This window comes from Psychromarinibacter sediminicola, from assembly GCF_029168335.1.
Lineage (GTDB): Bacteria > Pseudomonadota > Alphaproteobacteria > Rhodobacterales > Rhodobacteraceae > Psychromarinibacter > Psychromarinibacter sediminicola.
The window spans coordinates 1-316 of sequence record NZ_JARGYC010000273.1 but is presented as its reverse complement, the minus strand read 5'-3'; the positions used below and the strand labels follow the sequence as shown (position 1 = coordinate 316).

Here is a 316-nt window from a genome sequence, read left to right as displayed (position 1 = left end):
CGGAGGCATGGGGTTTTGGAAGGCCCTCGACGAGGTGTTCCCTGGCACGCGCCATCAAAGATGTTGGGTTCACAAGGCCGCAAACGTCCTGAACAAGTTCCCGAAATCCATGCAACCCACGGTGAAGGCCGATCTGCGCGACATTTGGCAGGCCGAGACCCGCGCCGCCGCCGAGGCCGCCATGGACACCTTCGCCGAGAAATACGGCACCAAGTACGAGAAGGCGGTGTCCTGCCTGATCAAGGACCGGGAAGCCTTGCTGGCCTTCTACTCCTTCCCCGCCGAGCACTGGGATCACCTCCGAACTGGCAACCCG

General features: G+C 62.3%; 1 protein-coding gene. It reads left to right on the top strand.

Annotation, left to right across the window (positions count from 1 at the left end; genetic code table 11):
* On the top strand, positions 1 to 316 hold a 316-nt coding region (locus tag P1J78_RS25700; protein WP_275570126.1), incomplete at both ends, for a transposase.